At 65.5% G+C, this 17,389-nt stretch carries 11 protein-coding genes and 2 pseudogenes; 3 read left to right on the plus strand and 10 right to left on the minus strand.

Annotated elements, in window-relative coordinates; all coding sequences use genetic code 11:
* Window positions 1-130: 130 nt before the first annotated feature.
* Together ACVMB1_RS34855 and ACVMB1_RS34860 are read left to right on the plus strand one after the other, a co-directional pair.
* Window positions 131-1,553, plus strand: a pseudogene (locus ACVMB1_RS34855) (serine hydrolase domain-containing protein).
* 129 nt (window positions 1,554-1,682) lie between these two features.
* Window positions 1,683-1,973, plus strand: coding sequence for a DUF1330 domain-containing protein (locus ACVMB1_RS34860; protein ID WP_076824530.1), 291 nt, complete (start codon window positions 1,683-1,685; stop codon window positions 1,971-1,973).
* Between the two features lie 273 nt (window positions 1,974-2,246).
* Here ACVMB1_RS34860 and ACVMB1_RS34865 read toward each other — a convergent pair whose 3' ends face one another.
* The gene (locus ACVMB1_RS34865) at window positions 2,247-3,617 is read right to left on the minus strand and encodes an MmgE/PrpD family protein (protein WP_057015325.1); all 1,371 of its coding nucleotides are present in this window, start codon (window positions 3,615-3,617) and stop codon (window positions 2,247-2,249) included.
* Window positions 3,618-3,794: 177 nt separating this feature from the next.
* Here ACVMB1_RS34865 and ACVMB1_RS34870 point away from each other — a divergent pair, with 177 nt between their 5' ends.
* Window positions 3,795-4,934, plus strand: a complete 1,140-nt coding sequence (locus ACVMB1_RS34870) for an FUSC family protein (protein ID WP_076824532.1) — start codon at window positions 3,795-3,797, stop codon at window positions 4,932-4,934.
* A 14-nt stretch (window positions 4,935-4,948) separates the two neighbouring features.
* On the opposite strand, the gene ACVMB1_RS34875 is transcribed toward ACVMB1_RS34870, so the two are convergent.
* From ACVMB1_RS34875 to rpsT, 9 genes and pseudogenes are all read right to left on the minus strand, one after another.
* Window positions 4,949-5,422 carry a DUF2867 domain-containing protein gene (locus ACVMB1_RS34875; RefSeq protein WP_076824534.1) on the minus strand — a complete coding sequence of 158 codons (474 nt, stop codon included), beginning with the start codon at window positions 5,420-5,422 and terminating at the stop codon, window positions 4,949-4,951.
* A complete protein-coding gene (locus ACVMB1_RS34880) occupies window positions 5,419-6,816 on the minus strand; it encodes an MATE family efflux transporter (RefSeq protein ID WP_076824536.1) in 1,398 nt (465 codons plus the stop codon). The genes ACVMB1_RS34875 and ACVMB1_RS34880 overlap by 4 nt, the downstream gene beginning before the upstream one ends.
* A gap of 57 nt (window positions 6,817-6,873) precedes the next feature.
* Complete coding sequence (gene murA / locus ACVMB1_RS34885; RefSeq protein WP_076824538.1) at window positions 6,874-8,166, minus strand: UDP-N-acetylglucosamine 1-carboxyvinyltransferase; 1,293 nt, start codon at window positions 8,164-8,166, stop codon at window positions 6,874-6,876.
* A gap of 164 nt (window positions 8,167-8,330) precedes the next feature.
* Window positions 8,331-10,766, minus strand: coding sequence for a DNA topoisomerase (ATP-hydrolyzing) subunit B (gyrB, locus tag ACVMB1_RS34890; protein ID WP_057015330.1), 2,436 nt, complete (start codon window positions 10,764-10,766; stop codon window positions 8,331-8,333).
* Between the two features lie 484 nt (window positions 10,767-11,250).
* Window positions 11,251-12,387, minus strand: a complete 1,137-nt coding sequence (recF, locus tag ACVMB1_RS34895) for a DNA replication/repair protein RecF (protein ID WP_057015331.1) — start codon at window positions 12,385-12,387, stop codon at window positions 11,251-11,253.
* Window positions 12,388-12,460: 73 nt separating this feature from the next.
* Window positions 12,461-12,826, minus strand: coding sequence for an endonuclease domain-containing protein (locus ACVMB1_RS34900; RefSeq protein ID WP_076824746.1), 366 nt, complete (start codon window positions 12,824-12,826; stop codon window positions 12,461-12,463).
* A gap of 78 nt (window positions 12,827-12,904) precedes the next feature.
* A pseudogene (gene dnaN, locus ACVMB1_RS34905) lies at window positions 12,905-14,024 on the minus strand (DNA polymerase III subunit beta).
* A gap of 264 nt (window positions 14,025-14,288) precedes the next feature.
* A complete protein-coding gene (gene dnaA / locus ACVMB1_RS34910) occupies window positions 14,289-15,719 on the minus strand; it encodes a chromosomal replication initiator protein DnaA (RefSeq protein WP_057015334.1) in 1,431 nt (476 codons plus the stop codon).
* Between the two features lie 1,227 nt (window positions 15,720-16,946).
* Window positions 16,947-17,213, minus strand: coding sequence for a 30S ribosomal protein S20 (gene rpsT / locus ACVMB1_RS34915; protein WP_057015335.1), 267 nt, complete (start codon window positions 17,211-17,213; stop codon window positions 16,947-16,949).
* Between the last annotated feature and the right edge of the window lie 176 nt (window positions 17,214-17,389).

A 17,389-nucleotide genomic window follows, 5' to 3' on the forward strand; every position in this document is an offset into this window, starting at 1 on the left:
CTGTAGAATTCCAGAATCGACCAGTCGCCTCCAATCCTCGACCAGCCCGATTTCCAAATCCGGCGAGCGCTCTCCCGTCCCCGGCGGCCCGATCCGGCCACGCGCCCGTTGCGCCATGCCGGAGGATCCCGTGACCCGTCGAAAGCTCTTTCTCATTCTCGCCGCCACCACCGCCTTCGGTGCGTTGGCGCTGTCCGCCGCCCGCGCCCGCGATGTGCCTGAGGTCGCGACCGGCTTTGTCGCCAACGTGATCTGCTCGGAGACCTTCGTCAGCGGGCTCGACCCCAGGCGAAACCTGACCGAGACCACTGACGCGATGCCGGGGGCCGGCCTGATCACTTGGGCGATGGACACCGAGGTCGACCTCGACCGCAAGGACGTCCACGCTGTTCGGGCTTGGCCGCAGCCATGCGGTCTATCGCGAGGGCATGGGCTGCACGCTCGAACATGACGAGACGCTGGGCGAGACTGCGTTGCCGCCTTTGAGGCCGCAGGCCGCGCTGCTGCCCGAGATCGCCGGCCCCGCGCTCGTCGCGCCGCAAACCCCGCAGCTTGCGGCTGCGCTCGACCGCGCCTTTGCCGAGCCGGCCGAGCCGCCGTTCCGCCGCACCCGCGCTGTCGTCGTGATGAAGGACGGCCGCATCGTCGCCGAGCGCTACGCCGCCGGCGTTGGCACCGACACGCCGCTGCTCGGTTTCTCCGCGACCAAATCGGTGATCTCGGCGCTGATCGGAATCCTGGTGCGCGAGGGCAGGCTGACGCGCGACCAGCCGGTCCCAATCGCGGCCTGGCGGAATCCTGACGATCCGCGCCACGCGATCACGGTCGACGAGCTGTTGCGCCACACCGCGGGCCTCGCACTCGGCAGTTCGCTGCAGGCGTCGCTGGCATCCGTGCTCGAGCCGGTCAACCGCATGAAGTTCATGGAATCGGATATGGCCGCCTTCGCCGAGAGCGCTCCGCTGGAGAGCGCGCCCGGCCGGGTCTGGAACTATCACGACGGCAACTACCTGATCCTCTCGCACCTGATCCGCAACGCCGCCGGCGGGCATGCGGCTGATGTGATGAGCTTCGCCCGTGAGGAGCTGTTCGGACCGCTCGGCATGCGCAATGTCGTGATGCAGTTCGATGCTGCGGGCACGCCGGAAGGATCGGGCGCGATGATGGCGAGCGCGCGCGACTGGGCGCGCTTGGGTCAGCTCTATCTCAATGACGGCGTGGCCGGCGGCAAGCGTATCCTGCCCGAGGGCTGGGTGAAATACTCGGCATCGCCGACGCCGAATGCCTGGGTCGGCTATGGCGCGGGCTTCTGGACCAATCTCGGCGACAGCTTTGGCGCTCGCTTCCGTGTCGAGCACGGCTGGCCGCGCGATGCCTTCTTCGCCAAGGGCACGATCGGGCAATATGTGATTATCGTGCCGTCGCAGCACCTCGTCATCGTCCGCCTCGGCCGCTCGCCGAACATGCCGCCCGAGGCGGACGGCGTGTTCGATCTGGTCCGTGACGTCGTCACAGCGACGTCTGCAAGTGCGCGGCTCGCGGGCGGCAATTGACCGGCATGTCACACAACACCCGCGCGATCGTGAATTGAATCTCGGCCTCCGGAATTTTCTGATGCTGTGGCGCATCTCGCGAGGAGGCGCGCCATAGTTTCTTGAAGCACGCGTCAACCGGAGACCATCATGCCGAAAGCCTACTGGATCGTGCACGTCACGGTTCACGACGAAGCCCGCTATCCCGAATATCTCGCCGCCGCGATGCCGGTATTCGTCAGATACGGCGCCAATTTCATCGTGCGCAATGGCCCCTATGAGGTGATGGAAGGCGCAACGCGCCAGCGCAACTTCGTCATCGAATTCAGGGACCGCGCCACCGCGATGGAATGCTACACCTGCCCGGAATATCAGGCCGCGAAGGTGATCCGGCAGAAATATTCAGAGGGGGATTTTGTGATTATCGATGGAGCGGAGTAGGACGCGCCGTCATTCCAGGGCATGCGAAGCATGAGCCCGGAATCCATTTCGCCACGCGGGCGATGACACCGCGCTGTTTGACTTCTTGAATTACGACGCATCCCCGCCGTCGTCGTCCCGGCGAAGGCCGGGACCCATTACCCCAAATGAGACTTGTTGCGCGACGCTGGGGCCACGATCCCCTTCATGATCAAATGCGGTGGTTATCGGTCCTGGCTTTCGCCAGGACGACAGCTGTGGGCGTGGCGTGCAGCCTGCGCCTCGACGGCCTGCTTACTGCCTTCCCAGCTGCGTCGCCTTCTCCACGCGATCGAAGCGCTCCAGCGTCAGGATGGCGTCGGCGAGCTGGTCGGCGCGCTTGTCGAGCACCGGGCGGGCCAGCGTCAGGAACTTCTGCTGCATCGCCTTTGCGTCGGGGAACGAGGTCGGCTCGCCGGAGGGATCGGCATAGAGGCGCTCATGGGTGCCGTCATCTGTCGTGATCGAGACGCGGGCGCCGAACGGATGGGTGCGGCCGACCTCGAGCCGGTCGTCCTGCACCACGTCGAACTTGTCGGCGAGCGCGTCGATGGCCTTGTCGCCCAGCCGGTCGTAATCGTCCCAGCCGAAATGGCCCTGGTCGAGCGCGATCGCGCCGGTGAAGAACATCGAGAACTGGCCGCCGACCACGGAGGTCGGGTGGCGCTTGGTGGCGGCGTCGCCGGTCAGCGTGATGCCGTTGCGGTGCAGACCGATCTCGACCTTCCTGATCTGGTCCGGCGTCAGGTTGTGCTCGCGCCGCATCGCGATCAGCGCGTCGATCGCGGCGTGGGTGTAGCGGCAGCTCGGATACGGCTTCACGCCGATCTTCAGCGTCTCGTAGGTGTGGCCCAAGTCCGCCACCGCCTTGTCCGGATGCGCATCGTCGCTGTAGCCGACCAGCAGGCCGTGCTTGCCTTCGACCGACTCGCTCGAGCCGATGAAGTCGTTGCGCGCCAGGGTCGCGGCGATCACGCCGTTCATCGCGGCGGCACCGACCTGGTAGCGCTTGTTCCAGGCGCCGTTGACCAAAAATTGCAGCGAGCCCGCGGCCTGGCTGCCGGAGACGCCGAACGCGGAAACGATCTGCTCCTTCGACAGGCCGAACAGCTTGGCCGCCGCCGCGGCAGCGCCATAGGTGCCGGCGGTCGCGGTCGGATGGAAGCCGCGGGCGTAATGCGAGGTCGGGTCGAGTGCGTTGCCGAGCCGGCAGCACACTTCATAGCCGGCGACGATCGCGGTCAGCACGTCGCGGCCGGAGGCGCCGACCATCTCGCCGACCGCAAACGCGGCGGGCACCACCGGTGCGCTCGGATGCAGCGAGGAATCGGCATGGGTGTCGTCGAAGTCGAGCGAATGGCCGAGCGCGCCGTTGAGCAGCGCCGCGACCGCCGGGGTCCAGGTCTTGGTGTCGCCGAATACGGTGGCCTCGCCCTTGCCGTCGAGCGCCAGCGCCTCCAGCATCTTCATCAGCGACGGCGTCGATTCCGCATCGCGCCGGGCGCGGATGGTGCTGCCGAGGAAATCCAGCGTCAAAACCTTGGCGCGCTCCAGCACCTCCGGCGGAATGTCGGAATATTTCAGGTCGGCGACATAGGCGGCGAGCGTTGCGGTTTCGTGGGCCATCGTGTTTCCTCAATTTTGCGGCGCAGGGTAGGCGGGCAGGTCAGGCCTTTCAAGCCACCTTGCCGCCGCGGGCAGCTGCCATGCTCCAGATCGGTTAGCTTCAGGTCGGTTAGCTTCAGGTCGGTTAGCTTCAAGTCATGTAACACGGGCCTTTCCTTTGATTGCGGATCACGGTGCATGAGGACCTTCGCAAAACGCATGTTCGACCAGCTCTGGGCTCGCAAGACGCAGCTGGCGCTGGCGGTCCGGATCGCGTCCGCCGGCGTGGCGGCCTATACCATCGCGCTGGCGCTCAACCTGATGCTGCCGCTCTGGGCGGTGCTGACCTCGCTGATCGTGACCCAGATGAGCGTCGGCCGCTCGCTGAAGGCCAGCCGCGACTACATGCTCGGCACTATCGGCGGCGCCGTCTATGGCGGCGCGATCGCGGTGCTGATCCCGCATTCCGGCGAGGGCAGCCTGCTGGCGCTGCTGGTGCTGGCGATCGTGCCGCTGGCCTTCATCGCCGCGCTCAATCCGAGCCTGAACTCGGCGACGGTGACGGCGGTGATCGTGTTGCTGCTGCCGACGATGCATCACTCCAACCCGCTGGACTCCGCGATCGACCGCGTCCTCGAGGTGACGGTCGGCGCGCTCACCGGGCTTCTGATCTCGTTCCTGGTGCTGCCGTCGCGCGCGATCAGCCAGATCAGGGTCAACGGATCGAAGCTGCTGGAACTGCTGTCGGCGGCGTTCGCCGAATTGCTCGCCGGCCTGACCCGCGGCCTCGACAACGACGCGCTGCACCGGATCCAGGACGGCATCGGCACCGCGGTGACCAATCTGCACGCGACCGGCCTCGAGGCCGAGCGCGAGCGCTCCATGCATCTGTCATCAGGACCGGACACCGGCCCGTTGCTGCGGACAATCCAGCGGCTGCGGCACGACGTCGTGATGATCGGGCGGGCCTGCGTGGTGCCGCTGCCGGCCGATATCCAGGCGAGGCTGGCGCGCCCATTGGCAGACGTCAGCAAGGCGATCGTGACTTACATGGTGGCGGTCGCGACCGCTCTGCGCGCCGGCAGCGGCCCGGCCGACATGGCGCCGGTCGATGCGGCGCTGCACGCCTATAGCGAGGAGGTCGCCGCGGTGCGCAGGGATGGCCTGATCCGCGGCCTGCCGGTCGATGCCGCCGAGCGCTTCTACGCGCTCGGCTTCTCGCTCGACCAGATGCGGCAGAATCTCAACGACCTCAAGCGCTGCCACGGCAATTGGTGCACCAACGCCGACGCCTCCGAGAAGATCGTCGCCGACACGCCGGAGAAGAGCGCGGCTTGAGATCGAGTACTACTTCAGCGTCCGGCCTTGCGCAGCATCGCGGGCACGATCAGGCGATGGAATGGCAGGATCACCGCGAGATAGGCGCGCCCGAACCAGTTGTGGGTGAGCACCAGCGTGGTCGCGGTAATGCTGCGCACAGCTCCCGCGGAGGCGACGTCGACGACGAGCCGGAAGTCGAGATGCTTGTCGTTGAATCCCGCGACCAGCCGCTCCGGCGTCTCGCTGACCACCGGAAAGATGCCGATCATATCGCGTGTCGCGCCGTCGGCTGCGCCCGAGGTTTTCAGGCCAAGCGGCGCGACGATGAAATTACGCAGGGCAAGCAGCCATTCGATCCAGCGCGGCTGCCGCGCCACCATCGCCTCGGCGGCGTGCCGCGCATCGAGGTCGGGGCGCGCGGTCGCGATGCGGAACGCGTCGACGAACTGCGCGCCGGCGAGCAGCGCGGCGGAATCCACGTTCGGCGTGACCTCGTCGACCCTCATTTGCCCAGTCTGCGTGCCAGCAGGCGGAAACGCAAGACAAGGAGGGTCGCATAGACCGCCGTCCCGAGCGACAGCCCGATCCAGACACCGGCGGCGTCGAGCTTGACCCAGAAGGCGAGCGCTGAGGCCGACGCGAAGCCGATCAGCCAATAGCTGATGATGGCAAACAGCAGCGGCACCTGGGTGTCGTTCATGCCGCGCAGCGCGCCCGCGGTGGTGGTCTGGATGCCGTCGGCGATGAAGAAGGTCGCGCCAATCAACAGAAGCGCCGCGGTGAGCTGCGCGGTGGTATCGGAGGCCTCGCCGAGGAACAGCGCCGCGATCTCGAAGCGGGCCAGGATCACCGCGAACGTCATGATGCTCATGAAGATGCCGCTGAGCGCGATCGCGACAAAGCCGGCGCGCTGCACCGCGTCGGTATCGCGGCGGCCGACGGCCTGACCGACCCGCACGGTAGCGGCCATGCTGACGCCGAACGGCACCATGAACAGGATCGCCGCGATCTGCAGCGCGATCTGGTGCGCGGCCAGCGCCGTGGTGCTGATCAGCCCCATCAGCAGGCCGGCCGCGCCGAACAGGCCGTATTCCAGCAGGAAGGCGATCGAGATCGGCGCGCCGACGGCGACCAGCTTGCCCATCAGCGGCCAGTCGATGCGCCAGACGCGGCTGAATACGTGGTACTTGCGGAACGGGCGGCGGCGCGCCGCGAACCACACGCCGGCAAGGAAGGTGCCGAGATTGACGATCGTGGTCGCAAGCCCGGCGCCGAACATGCCGAGTTCGGGCATGCCCCATTTGCCGTAGAGCAACAGGTAGACCATCAGCGCATTGGCCGGGATCGCCGCAAGCGTGATCCACAGCACCGGCTCCGGCCTGTTCACCGCGCTCATGAAGCCGCGGAGCGCGATGAACCACAGCGCCGGCAGGATGCCCCAGGCGAGACCGAACAGATATTGCTGCGCCAGATGCGCGGTGACCTGGGTCTGGCCGAGCATAAGCAGGATGCGCTCGCCCTGGAACGGCAGCGCCATCAGCGGCAGCACCATGAAGAAGCCGGCCCACAGGCCGACGCGGAGCGCGCGCCGCATCACGCGCGGGTTGCGCGCGCCGAACGCCTGCGCGGCCAGGGGCGAGACCGCCGACATCATGCCCATGCCAATGGTGAAGCTGACGAAATACACGGTGTGCGCCAGCGCCGCGGCGGCGACGTTTTCGCTGCCGAGCCGGCCGATGAAGGCGAGATCGGTCGTCATCATCGCGATCTGCCCGAGCTGCGTCAGCGCGAGCGGCACCGCGAGCTTCAGCGTTTCCGCGAGCTCGGCCGTGAACAGGTTGCGAGGGACGACAACGGCCGCGTTCGGCGCGGCCGGGTCGATCTTGTCGATGCAGGTCATGACGGCACGCTTAGCACGGCAAACCGGCCGGAAGGATGGCCAAGCTGCCGCAGGGAATCACGATCGCGCGGGAATCCGCTTGATCTTGGCGCCGAGGGCGTTGAGCCGCTCATCGATCCGCTCATAGCCGCGCTCGATCTGGTCGGCGTTGTTGATGGTGGAGGTGCCCTCGGCACACACCGCGGCCAGCAGCATCGCCATACCGGCCCGGATGTCGGGCGAGTTCATCGGCGCGCCGCGCAGCCGGCTGGGGCCGGCGACGATCGCGCGGTGCGGGTCGCACAGCACGATGCGGCCACCCATCGCGATCAGGTTGTCGACGAAGAACATCCGGGATTCGAACATCTTCTCGTGCATCAGGATGACGCCGTCGCACTGCGTCGCGGTGACGATCGCGATCGACATCAGGTCGGCCGGGAAGGCCGGCCAGGGCTGGTCCTCGAGCTTCGGCACATGGCCGCCGAAATCGTCCTGGATCTTCATGGTCTGGCCGGACGGTACGACGAGGTCGTCGCCCTCGATGCCGCAGACGATGCCGAGCCGCTCAAAGCCCATCCGGATCGAGCGCAGATGCTCGACGCCGGCGCGCGCGATGCGCAGCGGCGAGCGGGTCACCGCGGCGAGCCCGATCAGCGATCCGACCTCGATATGGTCGGGCTGGATCGCGAAAGTCGTGCTGCCGAGCGTTGCCGGCCCGTGCACGATGATGGTGTTGGTGCCGACACCTTCGATCCTGGCGCCGAGCGCGATCAGGAAATTGGCGAGGTCCTGCACATGCGGCTCGGAGGCCGCGTTGCGCAGATAGGTGGTGCCGCGGGCGGCGACCGCGGCGACCAGCGCGTTCTCCGTCGCGGTGACGCTGGGCTCGTCGAGGAACACGTCGGCGCCCTTCAGCCGCGTGGCGCGGAATTCGAGCCGGTGCGTCGCGGTGACGGTGGCGCCGAGCTGCTCGAAGGCCAGGAAGTGCGTGTCGAGCCGGCGGCGGCCGATCACGTCGCCGCCGGGCGGCGGCAGCGCGACCTCGCCGCAGCGGGCGAGCAGCGGGCCTGCGAGCAGGATCGAGGCGCGGATGCGCGCGCATAGCGCCGGATCGAGATCGGCGGCGCGGATCTCCCTGGCATGAATCTGCAGCGTGTTGCGCTCGGTCCATTCGGCGGTGGCGCCGACCGAGCGGCACAATTCGACCAGCGTTTCGGTGTCGCGGATGCGCGGCACGTTGGTCAGCGTGACCGGGTGCTCGGTGAGCAGTGCCGCGGCGATGATCGGCAGCGCGGAGTTCTTGTTGCCCGACGGCTCGATGGTGCCCGAAAGGCGGCGGCCGCCTTCGACGATGTATTGGATCGGCGGCACGCGGAATGTCCCCTAACGCATCATTCAGACTGGGCCATTGGAAATTCCGCAACGGAATCAACGGCCGTGCGGCACCGTAACACAACTGGCGGCGCAGCTTCCACACGAAAGGTAGCGCCGCGACGGCGCCGAAAAGCGCACACCCGCTTGGCCGTGCGCGGAACCTAGATGTCGATGGTTGCGCTGAGCGAATTGTCCTGGATGAACTCACGGCGCGGCTCGACCACGTCGCCCATCAGCTTGGTGAAGATATCGTCGGCCTCGTCGACCTCCTTGATCTTCACCTGCAGCAGCGAGCGCGCCTCGGTGTCCAGCGTGGTCTCCCAGAGCTGCTCCGGGTTCATCTCGCCGAGACCTTTGTAGCGCTGCAGCGAGATGCCCTTGCGGGCGGCGTCGGTCACGGCCTCGAACAGGTCGATCGGGCCGTGGATGATCTGCTCGGCATCCTTGCGCCGCAGCTTGCCCGCGCGCACGTAGATCTCTTGCAGTTCGGTCGCGTATTCATCGAGCTTGCGGGCGTCGGCCGAGCCGAGAAACGCGTCGTCGATCACGGCGAATTCCCTGACCCCGCGCACGGTGCGCTCGAACTGGAACCCCTGGCCTTCCGTGAAGGTGCCGATCCAGCCTCGCTCGACCTCTTCGGCCACGGCGTCCAGCCGCTTGGCGATGTATTCGGCCGCCGAATTGGCGGTGGCGATATCGCTCGTGATCCTGGGATTGAGCACGCCCGCGATCGCGGCCTGCTCGATGACGGCGCGATTATAGCGGCTATGCAGGTTGCGCAGCACCGAGCGGATGACCCGGGCGTCCTCGACCAGCGACAGCAGATCACGGCCCGAGCGGTCGTCGCCGGAGGCCGGCTTGAAGACGCATTCGTCGAGCCCGGTCGAGATCAGGTAGTCCTCGAGGGCGCGCTCGTCCTTCAGGTATTGCTCGGACTTGCCGCGCGAGACCTTATAGAGCGGCGGCTGGGCGATATAGAGATAACCGCCATCGATGATCGAGCGCATCTGACGATAGAAGAAGGTCAGCAGCAGCGTGCGGATATGGGCGCCGTCGACGTCGGCGTCGGTCATCACGATGATCTTGTGATAGCGCAGCTTGTCGACCGAGAAATCGTCGCTGATGCCGGTGCCGAGCGCGGTGATCAGCGTGCCGATCTGCTCGGACGACAGCATCTTGTCGGGACGGACGCGCTCGACATTGAGGATCTTGCCGCGCAGCGGCAGCACCGCCTGGAATTCGCGGTTACGGCCCTGCTTGGCGCTGCCGCCTGCCGAGTCGCCCTCGACGATGAACAGTTCGGATTTGGCCGGGTCCTTCTCCTGGCAGTCGGCGAGCTTGCCGGGCAGCGAGGAGACGCTGAGCGGATTCTTGCGGGTCAGCTCGCGGGCCTTGCGCGCAGCCTCGCGGGCCGCGGCGGCCTGGATCACCTTGCCGACGATCTCCTTGGCTTCCTTCGGATTCTCCTCGAACCAGGCGGCCAGCGCCTCGTTCAGGACGTTCTCGACCACCGGTCGAACCTCCGAGGACACCAGCTTGTCCTTGGTCTGCGACGAGAATTTCGGATCGGGCACCTTCACCGACAGCACCGCGGTGAGGCCTTCGCGGCAATCGTCGCCGGTCAGCGCGATCTTTTCCTTCTTCGCATTGGCCTCGGCATAGCCGTTGACCTGGCGCGTCAGCGCGCCGCGGAAGCCGGCCAGATGGGTGCCGCCGTCGCGCTGCGGGATGTTGTTGGTGAAGCACAGCACGTTCTCGTGGTAGCTGTCGTTCCACCACAGCGCCGCCTCGACGCCGATGCCGTTGGCTTCCGAACGCACCATGATCGGTGCCGGCACGATCGCCTTCTTGTTGCGGTCGAGATATTTGACGAATTCCTCGACGCCGCCGGAATAGTGCATCTCCTCGCGCTTCTCGACCGCGTGACGCATGTCGGAGAGCACGATGTTGACGCCGGAATTGAGGAAGGCGAGCTCGCGCAGCCGGTGCTCTAGCGTCGCGAAATCATATTCGATGTTCTTGAAGGTCTCGACCGAGGCGAGGAAGGTGACCTCGGTGCCGCGCTTGCCTGGGGCATCGCCGACCACTTTGAGCGGCGCCACGGCATCGCCGTGCGCGAATTCGATGTAGTGCTCCTTGTCGTCGCGCCAGATCCGCAGCGCGAGCTTGCTGGAGAGCGCGTTGACGACGGAGACGCCGACGCCGTGCAGGCCGCCGGAAACCTTGTAGGAGTTCTGGTCGAATTTTCCGCCGGCGTGCAGTTGGGTCATGATGACCTCGGCTGCCGAGACGCCCTCTTCCTTGTGGATGCCGACCGGTATGCCGCGTCCGTCGTCGTACACGGTGACGGAATTGTCGGCGTTGAGGGTGACCAGGACGCGGCTGGCATGGCCCGCCAGCGCCTCGTCGATGGCGTTGTCGACGACCTCGTAGACCATGTGGTGCAGGCCGGAACCGTCGTCGGTATCGCCGATATACATGCCGGGGCGCTTGCGGACGGCGTCGAGGCCCTTCAGCACCCGGATCGATTCCGCGCCATATTCGGCCGGAACGGGATGCTCAGATTCGGCAGGGGTCTGCCGGGCAGGTTCAGTCATGTGAGGCCTTCGAGGATATCCGAATCAGCCGCGCAATATGAGGCGCTGATTCCGCTATTTGTGCCATGAAAGAGGGGTTGCGCCTAGCGCAAAGTCTCCATCTACAAACTATTGAATAAATAGGATTTTTTAGGCCTGTTTCAAGGCTTTCAAAGGCGGATTCCGAGGGCTTTGAAAAGCCCGATTCGGTGGCGGATTCGGAGCCCCTATCGAGGCCGATTCTGCGCCGCCAGAAACATGATGAGACCAAGCTGAATTGGAGCGACTTCGGAGGTTCGCTTCTCCCCGCTGGGCAGGGCGAACCGGGGCGAGGGATGCTCGCGTAATTTCGGAATATTAGAATATTGTCCTGAGTTGCCCGACGTGTCAAGCTGCTTGGTCGAACGCCTGCCGCCGCTGGCCACTTTGCATGGGGTTGTTTTCGATATTTTGGCAATGCGCTCTGCGACGGCGCCATCGCTTCAGATTGCCCTAGACTAGCCAATCAGCCGCGCCGCGTGGCGCGGCCGGATTCGACGTCGAAAATCTCTCCTCGCGGGCCGATATCGACGAACGCCGCGGGATCGGCGCCGGTCATCCAGACCTGCGCGCCGAGCTTGGCGAGCTCGTCGAACAGCGCCTTGCGGCGGTTCGGATCGAGATGGGCGACGACCTCGTCGAGCAGCAGCAGCGGCACGATGCCGGTCATCTCCGCGACCATCGTGGCGTGCGCCAGCACCAGCCCGATCAAGAGCGCCTTCTGCTCGCCGGTCGAGGCGTCACGCGCCGGCATGTTCTTCGGCGCGTAGACCACCTGCAGATCGGTCAGATGCGGGCCGTCGAGCGTGCGCCCGGCGGCGGCATCGCGCGGCCGGCTGGCGCGCAGGATCTCGCGGTAGCGGTCCTCCACCGCCGTTGCAGGCTCCTGCAGCAGCGCATTCTCCATCCAGCCGTCGAGCATGATCTCGGCGGAGGGGAAGGCCGAGGCCGCGCCGCGCTCGCGCAGCATCACGGCGAGCTTGGCGGCGGTCTGGCCGCGTGATGCGGCGACCGCGACCGCAAGCTCGGCGGTCTCGCGCTCGATCGCATCACACCAATGGTCGTCATAGTTGCGCACCTCGAGCAGCCGGTTGCGCGAGCGCAGCGATCGCTCCAGCGCGGAGACGCGGCTGGAATGCTCGGAATCGATCGCCAGCACCAGGCGGTCGAAGAAGCGCCGCCGTTCCGAGGCGGCGCCCATGAACAGGCCGTCCATCGCCGGCGTCAGCCACACGATGCGCAGATGATCGCCGAACGCGGTTGCGGACCCCACCGGTTCGCGGTCGATGCGGCAGCGCCTCGCGCTGCCGGCGTCGCCGGTCGGCGGATCGATACCGGTGCCGAGCGTCGCAAGGCCGAGCGCGCCCTCGACTTCGGCGGAGACCGCCCAGGAGCCGTCGCCCTGGTTGTCGGCGATGTCCTCCAGCGTCGCGCGGCGCAGGCCGCGGCCCGGCGACAGAAACGAGACCGCTTCCATGCAATTGGTCTTGCCGGCGCCGTTCGGCCCCACCAGCACCACCATGTCGCCGGCGACCTGCAGCGTCGCCGTCCGGTAATTGCGGAAATGCGTCAGCGACAGGCGGTGAATGCGGGACGGGGTCATTTCTCTTCCTTCCCCTCTCCCCTTGTGGGAGAGGGTGGCGTCTCACGAAGTGAGGCGACGGGTGAGGGGTATCTCACAGCTCGGCAAGCTTGGCGACAATGTCTTCCAGCACCGCCCCGGGCGTCCGCAATACGTCATTGTTCCAGTAGCGCAAGACCTGAAAGCCTTCCGCCGCAAGCGCGTCAGTCCTGGATGCATCACGCGGCGACGAAGCGTGCTGACCGCCGTCGATCTCGATGGCGAGGCGCTTCTCGAAACACGCGAAGTCGAGAATGTAATTTCGAAATGGAACCTGCCTTCGAAATTTCAAGTGCGACAGGCGCCGATCGCGCAGCAGGCGCCACATCTTCGCTTCCGCGTCAGTCGGCTCCCGGCGCATCTTCTTTGCGAAGCTGCGGAGGCGTTCATCGGTCGGTCGATGGTGCGGCGTTCGCGGCACCAACCCCTCACCCGGCGCCTGCGGCGCCACCCGCTCCCACAAGGGGAGAGGGTGCAGTTGCTCGTGAAGAGAGGGTTATCACACCCGCATCGGCATCAGCACGTAGAGCGCGCCCTTGCTGTCGCGGTCCTGCACAAGGGTCGGCGAGCCGGGATCGGCGAGCTTCAGCACTGCGACCTCACCCTCGATCTGGGCGGCGATGTCGAGCAGATAGCGCGAGTTGAAGCCGATATCGAGCGCGTCGGAGGCGTACTCGACCTCGAGCTCCTCGGTGGCGCTGCCGGAATCCGGGTTGGTGACCGAGAGCACCAGCTTGCCCGCGGACAGTGCGAGCTTCACCGCGCGGCCGCGTTCGCTGGAAATCGTCGAGACGCGGTCGACGGCGGCCTCGAAATCCTTCTTGTCGACGACGAGTTCCTTGTCGTTGTTCTGCGGAATGACGCGGGCCGTAGTCCGGGAAGGTGCCGTCGATCAGCTTCGAGGTCAGCACCACATTGCCGAGCGTAAAGCGGATCTTGCCGTCCGACAGCTCGATCGAGATCTCGGCGTCGTCGCCCTCGATCAGCCGCTGCACCTCGCCGACCGTCTTGCGCGGGACGATGACGCCGGGCATGCCGGTTGCGCCCTTGGGCAGCGCGAGGTCGATCTGCGCCAGCCGGTGACCATCGGTCGCAACGCCGCGCAGGGTCGCCGCCTTGGCGCTGCCGGCCGCGTGCAGATAGATGCCGTTGAGGTAGTAGCGGGTCTCTTCGGTCGAGATCGCGAACTGCGTGCGGTCGATCAGGCGCTTGATGTCGGACGCCGGCAGTGAGAACGAATGCGTCATGTCGCCGGCGGCAAGGCCCGGGAAGTCGCTCTCGGGCAGCGTCTGCAGCGTGAAGCGCGAGCGGCCGGCACGCACGGCCAGCACCGAGCGGTCGCCGTCGGCTTCCAGCACGATCTGCGAGCCGTCGGGTAGCTTGCGGACGATGTCGTAGAACATGTGCGCGGGCACCGTGGTCGAGCCGGCGGTTCCGGTCTCGGCGGCCAAGGTCTCCGTCACCTCGAGGTCGAGGTCGGTCGCCTTCAGCGACAATTTGGCGCCCTCGGCGCGGATCAACACGTTGCCGAGGATCGGGATGGTGTTGCGGCGCTCGACCACGCGGTGAACGTGACCCAGCGATCTCAGGAGTTGCGCGCGCTCGACGGTGACCTTCATTGCAATACCCGCCAGATCCCTCAGATGGAAAAGCCGGGCGGCCGTTCAGGGCAGCGCCGCGGCATTGGAAACCCGAAAAGCCGGATCAATACCGGATTTGATCAAACCCACGGGGGGACCGCAAGGTGGCGCGGATGGGCGGCCGGTGCAAGCGATACGGGCGCGAAACGAGCCCCGTTCCCCACGTTTTGGGTCGGAAAAAAGTTTAGCCCTCCCCTTTGGCGAGGGGAGGGCTATGGAACGATCCGGCCGGATGAAGCGGCCCTATTCCTGCAGCTGGCGCTTCAGCGATTCGACTTCCTCCGACAGCGCCGTGTCCTTGGCGACCAGTGCCTCAATCTTGCGCACGGCGTGCAACACCGTGGTGTGGTCGCGGCCGCCGAAGCGCCGGCCGATCTCCGGCAGCGAGCGCAAGGTCAGCGTCTTCGCCAGATACATCGCGACCTGGCGCGGGCGTACCACATTGGCGGTACGGCGGGACGACAGCAAGTCGGAGCGGCTGACATTGTACTGCCGGGCGACCACGCGCTGGATGTCCTCGATCTTGATCCGCTTCGGCTCCTGTGGGCGGATCAGGTCGCGCACCTCGCGCTCGGCCATCTCCAGCGTCACCGGCTGGTTGTTGAGCTTGGAGTGCGCCAGCAGGCGATTGATCGCGCCTTCAAGGTCGCGGCCGTTATGGGTGATGGTGCGCGCCAGATAGTCGAGCACTTCCTCCGGTACATCGAAGCTCGCATGGTGGGCGCGGGCGGCGGCGACGCGCGACTTCAGGATGCCGAGCCGCAGTTCCTCGCCGAGCGAGCCCATCTCGACCACGAGGCCACCGGCGAGCCGCGAGCGCACGCGGTCGTCGAGGCTTTCCAGATCCGACGGCGGACGGTCGGCTGCGATCACAACCTGGCGGCCGGCATCGATCAGCGCGTTCAGCGTGTGGCAGAACTCGGCCTGCGTCGACTTGCCCTGCAGGAACTGCAGATCGTCGATGACCAGCACGTCGATGCCGCGCAGCGCCTCCTTGAAGGCCAGCGCCGTCTGCGTCTTCAGCGCCGCGACGAAGCCGTACATGAACTTCTCGGCGGTGAGATACAGCACCTTGCGCTCGCCGCCGGAATTGCCGGCCCAGGTCACCGCCTGCAGCAGATGCGTCTTGCCGAGGCCGACGCCGGCATGAATGTAGAGCGGGTTGAACATCACGGGATCGCCGCGGCGACCTTCCGCGACCTGGCGGGCCGCCGCATGAGCCAGCGTGTTGGACCTGCCGACGACGAAGCTGGCGAAGGTCAGGCGCGGATCGAGCGGCGAGCCGCCGAGCGCGTCGTGGCTCGCGGACACCGGCGCGGTCGCAACCGAGCGCAGTTCAGGCACGAGCCGGCCGTCAGTGCGCTCGATGCGGCGCACTTCGACGGGCGCAACCGTTTCCTTCACCGGAGCCGTCGCGCGGATTGCCGAGCGCACGGTGAGGTCGATGCGATGCACTTCGGGCATCTCGGCCTGCCAGCAGGAGAGCACGCGTTCGGCATAGTGCGCCTGGATCCAGCTCTTGAGGAACCGGGTCGGAACCGACAGATGCACGCTCTCGTCGTGCACGCTCTCCAGATCCATCCGAGCGAACCAGCTCGTGTAGACGTCCTCGCCAACGCTCGTCCGCAAACGTCCCTTCACCCGCGACCAGCGATCCTGTTCCGTGTTCGTCATTGCCTTCGTACTTCCAAGTCTGAGAGATAATCGTTGCGAAAGCGCCGTGCAGGTTTCCTGCCGCGGCGCGACCTCTAGCGGGCGCGGTCTGCTCCGGACAAAGCTCTCCCGTGTGGCGTCCATGCGCCACCCGACAGATCAGCTGTTTGGAGAAGATGCGCCCCGCGAGGTCAGCGCGTACTCGACGGACGCTTCGGGTGGGAGCTGACGTCCGAGGGGTTGATTACGGCACCACTGGAAATTTGCGCTTCGGCTGTCGTTGGTTCGACTGCAGTGATGATACCGTAAGCCATATGACCTCCCCCTCCCGCCGCGACGTATCGCGGCAAGTTGTCAGCTTGCTCGTGTCTTCAAATTCGAACTGCTGCTACCGAACACCGAAATGCCCGGCGCTTCGCCGCCGCCGTGTCGTCGTCAACCCGTTCACTCGCTCCGCGTTCCCGCTGCCAGATTCCGACTGACGTCCTGGTCTCTCTTGTTCGATCCCCCAAATTGCCGGGGACATCGCCGGAGAATTTTTGACACAGGTCGTCTGTCCTCATATCGCTATGAGTTGTCAATCTAGCTTCGCTTGGAAAGCGTCGCTAACGCACACACCGCCGCCGATTTGTGCGTCCGCCCCTGGGTCTCAAACCGCGCTGATCTGGAGAGCCGTGGGCGTCGCGAACAAGAAATAAATACACCAAGCTGATTTTCTGACAATCCGTGGATTCGACGGGGATCGAGACTCTTCGCGACTGTTGCGGCGTTGCCGATGCTGAGTTGCGAAAGCAAGTTTTTGAATCAGCGCACAGATTCACGCGTGTCACAAACGACGGTGCAATACCAAAAATTTTTCATAGAAAATTTACATTTGGTCTCGCGCCGGTCATTTTTCCAATCGCTGTCCAACGCTATGTGCATAAGTAATTCGCGAGACGTCATTTTTCTCGATTACTTTTGCAGGGTAACCCCGCTTCGCAAGTTTCGTCCGCGAAATGCTCGCGCGCTATTCCATCTATCTAGCTTAGCGAAGAACAATCTGTGGGCGAGTGTGGCGCGTTAAGCATGTCGAGCCGGTAGAACTACGGACGCGACGAAACATGACACGCAGTTCGTTGCGCGGCAACGCGAAGTGTTCTCGCGCTATGAAACTTCCACGACAAAAGTCGAGACAAAAACAAAAAGCCCGGCGCGAGCCGGGCTTCGTGACAAATGTGTTTTCCAGTCAGCTCTGGTGGCAAGCCGTTACTTCGCGAGCTTGGCGATGCTCTGCGTGAGGCGCGACACCTTACGGCTCGCGAGGTTCTTGTGAATGATGTTGCGCTGTGCTGCCTTCATCAGCTCGGGCTCAGCGCGGCTCATCGCCTTCAGTGCCGCCTCGCGGTCGCCGCTCTTGATCGCTTCCTCGACGGTGCGCACCGCGCCACGCATCTGCGTGCGGCGCGACTTGTTGACGATGGTGCGGCGGGCAATCTTGCGGGTCGCCTTCTTGGCGGAGGTGGTGTTGGCCATGGTTCTCTAACTGTCCTTCGGCGGTGATCGCTCGGTGGTCGGGCTTGCGCGCACCGGCCGGTTCAAATCTCAACTCTGATGTATTTGTCCAAGGTGGTTTTCTTGGGTGTCCTTGAGGCGGCCATGCGAAGAGCGCAAAATGCTGCCTCCGCATGCGACACTGTCCAAAGAACAGC

The organism is Bradyrhizobium sp. USDA 4504, assembly GCF_054063995.1.

Coding starts and splice junctions, on each gene's coding strand:
- ACVMB1_RS34860 (WP_076824530.1), top strand. CDS start 1,683: ATGCCGAAAGCCTACTGGATCGTGCACGTCACGGTTCACGACGAAGCC.
- ACVMB1_RS34865 (WP_057015325.1), bottom strand. CDS start 3,617: ATGGCCCACGAAACCGCAACGCTCGCCGCCTATGTCGCCGACCTGAAA.
- ACVMB1_RS34870 (WP_076824532.1), top strand. CDS start 3,795: ATGAGGACCTTCGCAAAACGCATGTTCGACCAGCTCTGGGCTCGCAAG.
- ACVMB1_RS34875 (WP_076824534.1), bottom strand. CDS start 5,422: ATGAGGGTCGACGAGGTCACGCCGAACGTGGATTCCGCCGCGCTGCTC.
- ACVMB1_RS34880 (WP_076824536.1), bottom strand. CDS start 6,816: ATGACCTGCATCGACAAGATCGACCCGGCCGCGCCGAACGCGGCCGTT.
- gyrB (WP_057015330.1), bottom strand. CDS start 10,766: ATGACTGAACCTGCCCGGCAGACCCCTGCCGAATCTGAGCATCCCGTT.
- recF (WP_057015331.1), bottom strand. CDS start 12,387: ATGACCCCGTCCCGCATTCACCGCCTGTCGCTGACGCATTTCCGCAAT.
- dnaA (WP_057015334.1), bottom strand. CDS start 15,719: ATGACGAACACGGAACAGGATCGCTGGTCGCGGGTGAAGGGACGTTTG.
- rpsT (WP_057015335.1), bottom strand. CDS start 17,213: ATGGCCAACACCACCTCCGCCAAGAAGGCGACCCGCAAGATTGCCCGC.